This is a genomic window from uncultured Porphyromonas sp. (assembly GCF_947254915.1).
Lineage (GTDB): Bacteria > Bacteroidota > Bacteroidia > Bacteroidales > Porphyromonadaceae > Porphyromonas.
Genome location: NZ_CAMYEZ010000134.1, coordinates 1 through 5,141 on the forward strand (window position 1 = coordinate 1; position 5,141 = coordinate 5,141).

Annotated in this window: 6 protein-coding genes and 1 pseudogene; 1 reads left to right on the forward strand and 6 read right to left on the reverse strand. The window is 54.3% G+C overall.

The window, feature by feature from the left end; all coding sequences use genetic code 11:
* From Q0X57_RS07435 to pdxH, 5 genes are all read right to left on the reverse strand, one after another.
* On the reverse strand, nt 1-594 hold a 594-nt coding region (locus Q0X57_RS07435), incomplete at its 3' end, for an acyl-CoA dehydrogenase family protein (protein WP_297729734.1).
* Between the two features lie 21 nt (nt 595-615).
* Complete coding sequence (locus tag Q0X57_RS07440) at nt 616-1,629, reverse strand: electron transfer flavoprotein subunit alpha/FixB family protein (protein WP_297729737.1); 1,014 nt, start codon at nt 1,627-1,629, stop codon at nt 616-618.
* 40 nt (nt 1,630-1,669) lie between these two features.
* Nucleotides 1,670-2,554 carry an electron transfer flavoprotein subunit beta/FixA family protein gene (locus tag Q0X57_RS07445; protein ID WP_297729740.1) on the reverse strand — a complete coding sequence of 295 codons (885 nt, stop codon included), beginning with the start codon at nt 2,552-2,554 and terminating at the stop codon, nt 1,670-1,672.
* Between the two features lie 20 nt (nt 2,555-2,574).
* Nucleotides 2,575-3,255, reverse strand: coding sequence for a tRNA (adenosine(37)-N6)-threonylcarbamoyltransferase complex dimerization subunit type 1 TsaB (tsaB, locus tag Q0X57_RS07450; protein WP_297729743.1), 681 nt, complete (start codon nt 3,253-3,255; stop codon nt 2,575-2,577).
* 5 nt (nt 3,256-3,260) lie between these two features.
* Nucleotides 3,261-3,908 carry a pyridoxamine 5'-phosphate oxidase gene (pdxH, locus tag Q0X57_RS07455; protein ID WP_007364390.1) on the reverse strand — a complete coding sequence of 216 codons (648 nt, stop codon included), beginning with the start codon at nt 3,906-3,908 and terminating at the stop codon, nt 3,261-3,263.
* A 579-nt stretch (nt 3,909-4,487) separates the two neighbouring features.
* On the opposite strand from pdxH, the gene Q0X57_RS07460 reads away from it, so the two are divergent.
* A complete protein-coding gene (locus tag Q0X57_RS07460) occupies nt 4,488-4,835 on the forward strand; it encodes a hypothetical protein (RefSeq protein WP_297729746.1) in 348 nt (115 codons plus the stop codon).
* Here Q0X57_RS07460 and Q0X57_RS07465 read toward each other — a convergent pair.
* Nucleotides 4,832-5,141: pseudogene (locus Q0X57_RS07465) on the reverse strand (WbqC family protein); the annotation flags it as partial. The gene Q0X57_RS07460 and the pseudogene Q0X57_RS07465 overlap by 4 nt on opposite strands.

Consider the following 5,141-nt stretch of genomic DNA (forward strand, 5'->3'; position numbering starts at 1 on the left):
CTGGTCAGCCTCGTTGTAGGTAGCCTTGAGCATAACGGCCTGCAGGTCACTACCCGCATCAGGCTCGGTCAAGTCCATAGACATCGTCTCGCCAGCGCAAACACGGGGGAGGAAGCGCTCACGCTGATCCTCAGAGCCAAACTCGTAAAGCGTCTCGGCGCAGTCTTGTAGTCCCCAAAGGTTCTCAAAGCCAGCGTCAGCACGTGAGACCATGTCGGCAGCCATAATATAAGGAGTGATCGGCATGTTGAGTCCTCCGTAGCGACGGGGGAGTGCCATACCCATGAGCCCAGTCTGTCGTACGGTGTCCAGGTTTTGCGCAGTGAGCGGATCGTAAGAGACACGTCCCTCGTGGAGCGTTGGTCCGGTCAGGTCAACCTCGGCCGCATTGGGTGCGATCACCTCGCCACACACCTCACCGACTATCTCTAGTACACGCTGGTAACTATCCAGCGCATCGGCATAGTCTGAGGGGGCGTAGTCATACTGGTCAGCATCGGCATAGTCACGCTCCTTAAGCCGTGCAATGCGCTCCATAAGCGGATGCTGGAGGTGGTACTGTATATGTGGATTGTCTGTATAGAAGTTTGCCATGATTCTGTCGTCTAGAGGGAATTACCTAGAGTTTTGCTTGTAGTACTTGATGAGCTTGGGGATAACCTCCTCGATACGTCCCATGATGACGTAGTCAGCGATCGTGTTGATCGGAGCGTCGGGATCCGTATTGATAGAGATGATCATAGAGCTCTCCTGCATACCAGCCACATGCTGTATCTGTCCGCTAATACCGCAGGCAATGTATAGCTTAGGACGCACGGTCACACCAGTCTGTCCTATCTGTCGCTCATGCTCGGTAAAGCCCGCATCGACGGCTGCACGCGTAGCACCTACCTCTCCGCCTAGCAGATTGGCCAGCTCGTGAAGTAGCTCAAAGCTCTCGGCACTACCGACGCCGTAGCCTCCCGATACGATGATGGGGGCTCCGCCAAGGTTAATCTTGCTCTTGGCAACGTGGCGGTCGATGATCTCAATGACAAAGTCCTCATCACGAACGAAGTCAGCCACCGAATGGTTAATCACCTCGCCCTTGTGGTCAGCTTTGTAAATCTCTTTCTTCATCACACCTGGGCGTACCGTCGCCATCTGTGGACGATGCTCAGGATTGACAATCGTTGCCACGATGTTACCACCGAAAGCTGGGCGGATCTGGTAAAGGAGGTTCTTGAACTCCTTGCCTTTCTCCGTATGATCTCCGATCTCCAGAGAGGTACAGTCAGCAGTTAGTCCGCTGCCCAGTGACGAGGAGACACGAGGACCCAGATCACGTCCTATGGTTGTCGCACCGAGGAGGCAGATCTGAGGCTTCTCCTGCTGGAATAGCTTAATGACGATGCTTGCGTGTGGTAGCGTCTGGTAATGCTCCAGACGAGGGTCTATGAAGAGGTGTAGCTTGTCTACGCCATAGGGCATGACCGTGTCGGCTATCCCCTCAGCGCGGTCGGTGATAGCTATCGCCTCTAGTGCCACGCCCAGCTGGTTGGCCAGTGAGCGCCCCTTGGTGAGTAGCTCTAGGCTGACGTCGTGTACGCTCCCATCTTCGATCTCTAGGTATACGAATAGATTGTTCATAGTCTGTCTTATTATATGGGTGTGCAAAAGCGGCACTCTTTCAGCCGATGGTGTGGTTTGCTAATAGGGTTTGTATCAAAGTCTCTAGGTCGGCATCGCTGCTGGAGAGGTGCATCACCTCCTTAGCCTTAAAGACGACGCTCTCGATACTCTTGACCTTCGTCGGAGAGCCCGAGAGACCGCACTGAGCGATGTCTGCGCTCGTGCTCTCAGCCGTCAAGATGTCGATAGTCAGCTCCTCGGGATTGCTCTCGAGGCGCTTGCGCCATGTCTCGGGCAGTGCGTCTAGCTCTAGAGCCGAGGCTGCATATTTGTACTTCTGTACACGCTTAGCATTGCGTAGGCGACAGGGAGCAGCGCTACCCGTGACCGTCAGCAGGAGCGGTTTGTGAGCACGTACCGTCTCCACGCCATGCTCCAGACGGCGGGTGATGGTGAGCTGGTCGCCCTCTATCTGGTCTATCTGCTCGCAGTAGGTGACCACGTTGATGCCGAGCTTCTCACCCACCTGTGGTCCCACCTGAGCGGTGTCGCCATCGATAGCCTGACGGCCACCGAGGATGAGGTCGGGCAGTCCACCCTTGTAGATATGACGTATAGCGCAGGCCAAAGCGTAGCTCGTGGCAAGCGTATCAGCCCCAGCGAAAGCTCTATCGGTCAGCAGGTAACCGTGGTCAGCGCCACGGTAGAGCGCCTCACGGATGATCTCAGCTGCACGGGGAGGACCCATGGTGAGTATGGAGACACGGCAGTCGGGATTTTGCTCCTTGATGCGGAGCGCCTGCTCGAGTGCGTTTAGATCCTCGGGGTTAAAGATAGCGTCGAGGGCGGCACGGTTCACAGTGCCGTCAGCCTTCATAGCATCTTTGCCGACATTACGTGTGTCGGGGACTTGCTTGGCAAGTACGATGATATCTTTGATCATATTTAGGTCGTAGTTGTGGTTTATGCTTGTTTAGATAGTTTGAGTCGCTCGAGGACTTTGTTTTGTCCTACGACTGCCTTGTAGGGCTTGACATAGTTTGGCTCCCAGTAGGCGGTGTCGACGTATCGCTCCTCCAGCCAATAGCTGCGCGCCACGGTGGCGAGCGTTTCGGCTGTTGGCGGAGCGACAGCGGTGCCCTCTACGGGTAGCGAGCCGACGTAGATGATACGGCTCTCGGCGGGTGCGTGCCACTCAGATGAGATGGTGACAAAAGTCGCTTTATCGCAAGGCCCCCCCTGAGCGTCGAAGGTCTGCTGATAAGCGTTTCCATGACCCGCATCGAGCAGCGTAACGGTCTCCCCAGCGAAGCTCGGCAAGCCTGCCAATAGAAGCTGCAAAGTGGAGACGGCTATGAGCGGGATGCTCCTCCCGAAGGCTAGTCCCTTGGCCAGCGAAGCCCCTATGCGCAGCCCCGTGTAGGAACCTGGTCCATCGGTTGTCGCTATGGCTGCTATCTGGTAGTCGTGCTCTTGGCACCAGCTGATAGCCTCCTCGGTGTAGCGTCCGATGAGCACCGCATTAGATATTTCTGTCTCTTGGTACACCTTAGTATATAGTATCTGCTCGCTGTCGGTCACAGCGACGCTACACCCTTGCAGGGCGGTATCGATGGCTAGGAGTACAGGTTTCGTTGCGTTCATAAGCACTAAGGTGCCAGACGATTGATAAGCCACGAATTATCCTCCTGACGCTCATAGAGGAAGCGGTCGTGCAGACGACTAGGACGACCCTGCCAAAACTCTATACGACTAGGCAACACGGCAAAGCCTCCCCAGTTGTCGGGGCGGGGGACAGTCTGCAGGGCAAACTTAGCGGCCTCCGTGACAAAGTGCGTGTAAATGTAGTTGCGGTCAGGTATCGGGTGACTCTGAGGCGATATGCGTGCTCCGATACGGCTCTTGTAGGGGCGTGTGGCGAAGTACTGATCACTGATCTCAGGCTCTAGATGTCGCACCGTACCCTCGACATGTATCTGTCGCTCCAGCTCGTGCCAAAGGAAGGTAAGGCTGACGTGAGGATTGGCAGCCATCTGCTGACCCTTGCGACTCTCGTAGTTGCTGTAGAAGATAAACTCCTCGCCGAGTAGCTCCTTGAGCAATACGGTCCGCGAACTAGGGTGTCCATCGGGCGTACTAGTGCAGACCAGCACAGCCGTAGGTTCTAGGACCTTAGGATCGTCCACTGCCTCTTGTAGCCATAGTCTGACTAGGCTAAAGGGATCGTCCGTTAGATCCTTACGACTGAGGCTCCTGCGCCCGTAGTCACGTCGTATGTCTTCGTAATGTAGATCCATAACTAATAAGGTGTGATAGGAGGGTGCTACGAAGCCATAGACGAGCTCGCTCACCACTCATTCGCATACAAAGATACGGAAATTCGCTCTTAACGGATCCGATCCAGTGAGCCCGAAGTAGTTTCATGTGGGGGAAACTACAGTTTCATCGGGAAGAAACTCCAGTTTCATACGGGAGAAACTAGAGTTTCATGTAGAAGGTCCTCCAGCTTCATCGGGGTTGACGCATTACGTAGGATGAGTCTCTCTACGGCACTATCAAGGAAATCGGACGATTCCTCGGTGGAGATTTTCGAAGCTCCACCGGGGAACGAACAAATTCTTCCGAACTTCGAAATCTTTCTTCCGAACTTTCATTTCATTCTTCCGAACTTTTATTTCCCGTCTCCGTGGAGAATTTTCTTTTGCTCCCTGGAGATCCCCAATTTCCTCGGGAGAAACCTAGGTTCTTCGGGATTTTTTCAAGCTTTAGGGGGTAGATCTTGTCGGAACGCATAGATAGCGGGGTGACTTTATTAGGATCGCTATTGAATGCTTTTCGTATCTTTGGCACAGCAAACCATTATCAACTAGTTTCCTATGGAAGTCAATACTCCTCCTCCCTATGAAAGCCGAAATAAAGAGCAACAGGACAAGCCGGTGACAAATGTCTATGTACAGAACGTGGTACAGAGTCCGCAGAAGAACTCGCTAGGTACCGCTGGCTTCGTCTTGTCTCTCGTAGCCCTCCTCGTAGGCTGGGTACCAGTGCTAGGCTGGATCGTATGGATCTTGGGTGCTATCTTTTCTGGTATAGGCATCTTTCGTAAGCCACGAGGTCTAGCCATCGCTGGGGTATGTATCTCTTTCTTTTGGCTTATAATCTTTGCCCTGATTGTGGGTGTCTTTATGACGGCAGCCGTGGCCGACAGTTACGCTAATCTCTAGCGTAGGGAGTTGCCTGAGAGCTGGTCGTGGAGCTGTCGCAAGACGAGGAGCGACTCGGGTCCCATATTGAAGAGCAGGTCTAGGATACTGAGATTGGCGACGAAGCCGAGCGACCTAGCGAAGACTTGGTAGTACGGGACGGAGGCGATAGCCTTCTCGGTCGCTGTGCTGGCGGTTGTGATGGGTGGCAGGATCTGTGAGCACACGCCTGCGGAGGTGCCGACATACTGCTTCGTCTCTTGCCATTGGTAAGGCAGGTGGATGAGCTGGCAGATGCGCATGATGAGCCGCTGATTGTGCTGGTAG

Coding starts and splice junctions, on each gene's coding strand:
- Q0X57_RS07440 (WP_297729737.1), bottom strand. CDS start 1,629: ATGAACAATCTATTCGTATACCTAGAGATCGAAGATGGGAGCGTACAC.
- Q0X57_RS07445 (WP_297729740.1), bottom strand. CDS start 2,554: ATGATCAAAGATATCATCGTACTTGCCAAGCAAGTCCCCGACACACGT.
- tsaB (WP_297729743.1), bottom strand. CDS start 3,255: ATGAACGCAACGAAACCTGTACTCCTAGCCATCGATACCGCCCTGCAA.
- pdxH (WP_007364390.1), bottom strand. CDS start 3,908: ATGGATCTACATTACGAAGACATACGACGTGACTACGGGCGCAGGAGC.
- Q0X57_RS07460 (WP_297729746.1), top strand. CDS start 4,488: ATGGAAGTCAATACTCCTCCTCCCTATGAAAGCCGAAATAAAGAGCAA.